This window comes from Roseiarcus sp. (genome assembly GCF_052145395.1).
In the GTDB taxonomy this organism is placed as follows: Bacteria; Pseudomonadota; Alphaproteobacteria; order Rhizobiales; family Beijerinckiaceae; genus Roseiarcus.
Window position 1 is genome coordinate 1 of record NZ_JBKQOT010000671.1, and the last position, 3377, is coordinate 3377.

The 3377-nt window shown below is 68.2% G+C and carries 1 protein-coding gene and 1 pseudogene; both read left to right on the forward strand.

Going from position 1 to position 3377, the window contains the following annotated elements:
• Positions 1-208 (forward strand): annotated as a pseudogene (locus tag ACLP25_RS22995) (IS630 family transposase); the annotation flags it as partial.
• Positions 209-726: 518 nt separating this feature from the next.
• Positions 727-3377 (forward strand): AAA family ATPase (locus tag ACLP25_RS23000; RefSeq protein ID WP_442471461.1); only part of this gene is annotated, 2651 nt, incomplete at its 3' end.

The window sequence follows — 3377 nt, forward strand, 5'->3', positions numbered from 1 at the left end:
CGGAAGCTGGCTCGACATGGCCGAATCCGAACTCGCCGTGCTCTCGACCCAGTGCCTCGATCGCCGCATCCCCGACAAGCCGAAGCTGACCGCGGAAGTCGCCGCCTGGGTACAACACCGCAACAAGAATCACGCCAAGGCCAATTGGCAATTCACAACCGCCGCCGCCCGCGTCAAGCTCGCAAGACTATACCCTCAGTTCGAATGACTCGGGCCACTAGAGGCGCAGGGTGGCGCAAACTTCGCCGGGGTAGAACCCGCGGTCCCGCTGGCGGTACCCCCGCAGATGGGTGGGCGACGCAACATCGGCTGCGGCTGGTGGCCCATCGGCAGCGATGCCGACATCGACTGTGCGGCGGGGGGTCGCCGCTTCTGACGACCGCAAGCGGGACGCCGCCCAACTGCGAACTCCGCGGCCGCGGTTTGCAACGGGCACTCAACGTCGACTCCGGCCGCCCCTGGCGCAAGAACGCGCTGATGGCGGCAAAACCGCCATCGCGACCCGGGGTCTCAGCGACGTGCCGCGAGCCGGCCTCGATGGTGGGCGTTTCGCTGTCCAAACACGTTGTGGCGGAAGGCCGGAGTGCGCAAACAGCGGTCGTTCAGCGATCGGATCGATTCGACCCAAGACACACTTTCGGCTCCCCTGATACGGGGCGTTCGCGCCACGCCGCTGGACACGTCTCCGCTCGGCGATTACGCTAAGTATCCATGTGGAGCGCGGCCATGGACGTCGACGGGTGGCTTCGCAGTCTCGGCCTCGGTCAATACGAGGCGAATTTCCGGGACAACAAGATCGACGCAGACGTACTGCCGCAGCTGACGGCGGACGATCTTAAGGACATCGGCGTCTCAGCGGTCGGCGATCGGCGCAGGCTGCTGGGCGCAATCGCGGCCCTGACTGGTCCAACGCCCTCTTCGAACGCGCCTGCCTCCTCGCCCAAGCCCGCGCCGGCCAAGGTACTTGAGACTTCGGCGGAGCGCCGTCCGATCACGGTGATGTTCTGCGATCTGGTCAGCTCAACGAGCCTCGCGTCCAAGCTCGACGCGGAGGACTGGCGCAATCTGGTCGGCGCCTATCTCGATGTGGCCTCCGCCGCGGTGACGGCTCTGGGCGGCCATGTCAATAACCTCGGCGACGGCCTGATGGCCCTCTTTGGCTACCCGCGGGCGCAGGAGAACGACGCCGAGCGCGCCGTGCGCGCAGCGCTCGCGATCCAGCGCGCGCTCGCCGACCTCAACGCCAGGAACGCCCGATCGGGCTCGCCCGAACTTTCCGCCCGCATCGGCGTCGAGTGCGGCTCTGTCGTGGTCGACGCGGCCGGCGAAGTGTTCGGCGACGCGCCGAACGTCGCCGCGCGGGTGCAGGCCGCGGCCGAACCGGGCACGGTGCTGGTCACCGCGAGCGTGCAGCGACAAACGGTCGGGCTGTTCGTTGTCGAGGACAAGGGCGCGCACTACCTCAAGGGCGTGCCGGCGCCAGTGACGCTCTATTCGATCGTGCGCGCGAGCGGCGGCGGCCGACGGGGCGGCGCGCGTGCGCTCACTCCCCTCGTTGGACGCGAGGAGGAACTCGATCTACTCAGCCGCAGCTGGGAGCGCGCACGTTCCGGCGAAGGTCAGCTCGCCCTCGTCGTCGGCGAGCCCGGCATCGGCAAATCGCGGCTGATCGAGGAGTTCCGCGCCCGTCTTGTCGAGACGCCCCACACCTGGGTCGAATGGTCGTCGTCCCAGCTCTTGCGGAATACCCCGCTGCACCCGGTCGCCGAATGGGGCCGGCTACGTTTCGGCGGCACCGACGCGCCCGACCGACGGCCGCTCGCCGATCTGGAAAACACCTTGGCGCTGATCGGCCTCGACGCGGCCGAACACGCGCCCCTGCTCGCGCCGTTGGTCGACGTCCCGCTGCCCGCGGGCCGCCGCGCGAAATTCGCGCCCGAGGAGTTGCGGCGCCGGCAATTGGCGGCGCTGACCGACTGGGTTCTGGCGGGGGCGCGATCGCAACCTGTCGTGCTGGCCTTCGAGGACTTGCATTGGGCCGACCCGACCTCCCTCGATCTCATGCAGGCGTTTGCCGAGCGCGGCGCGCAGGCGCCGCTGTTTGTGGTCGCGACCATGCGGCCGGAGTTCCGCCCGCGATGGAGCGTGCGCTCACACCATAGCGTTATTGCTGTTCCTCCGCTCGATCGCGCGCAGGTCGCGCGCATGGTGGACGAGATCGCCTCGTGCCATGCCCTGCCCAGGGACGTGGTCGAAGGGGTGAGCGAGCGCACCGGCGGCGTGCCGCTGTTCGTCGAGGAGGTCACGCGCCTCCTCTTGGAGCGCGGCGTCGAGGCCGGCGCGCAGGCGATCCCGCCGACCTTGCAGCAATCGCTCGCGGCGCGCCTCGACCGGCTCGGCCACGCGCGGGAGATCGCGCAGATCAGCGCCGTGCTCGGGCGGAGTTTTTCCTATGCGCTGTTGGGGGCAGTGGCCGGGGTCGCCGACCCCGGCGCGGCGGGCCGGGCCAGCCTCACCGAGGTTGGCTACAGGGATCTCGACGAGCCGCGCCTGCAAGGAGCGCTGAAGCGGCTCGCCGAGGCCGATATTTTGCTCGTCGAGGGCATTGGATCGCAGTCGAACTACCACTTCAAGCATGCGCTGATCCAGGATGCGGCCTACGAGAGCCTACTCAAGAGCCGTCGCCAGGCGCTGCATCGCCGCGCGGCCGAGGCGTTGCGCGACGCCGACGCCGAGCCCGAAGCGATCGCCCATCATTTCACTGAGGCCGGGCTCGACGACCTCGCGATCGAATGGTGGGGGAAGGCCGGCGACCAAGCGTTTCGCCGCTCCGCCATCCGGGAAGCGATTGCCCATCTGGGCAAGGCGATTGAGATGGCGGACGGGACCAGCGCGAGGGCGCGGTCGGCGACGGGCGACTCGGCCGCTCCGAGCCAGCGACTGACACAGTTGCACCTCGCCTACGGCAACGCCTTGATCGCGGCGCGCGGCCACGGCGCGCTCGAAACCACCGCCGCCTTCGCGCGAGCGCGCGCGCTCTCGTCAGGCGCGGAAAATCCCGCGGAGCAATTCTCTATCTATTATGGTTTGTGGGCTGGAAGCTTTGTCCGCGGCGGCGAAATGACAGCGATGCGCGAGGTCTCATCCGCAGCCGTTGAACTTGCCGAACGCTATCCCGGGACCGGCGAAGCCGCCATGGCCCATCGAATGCGCGGCATGACCTACTGGTATCAGGGCGATTACACGAACGCGCAGGTCCATCTGGAACGAGCCCTGGCTATGTTCGATCCGGACCGCGATTGCGATCTCGCATTTCGCTTCGGTCAGGATCTCGGCGTCTCCTTCATGAACTATCTGGCGTTGGCGCTCTGGCCGAT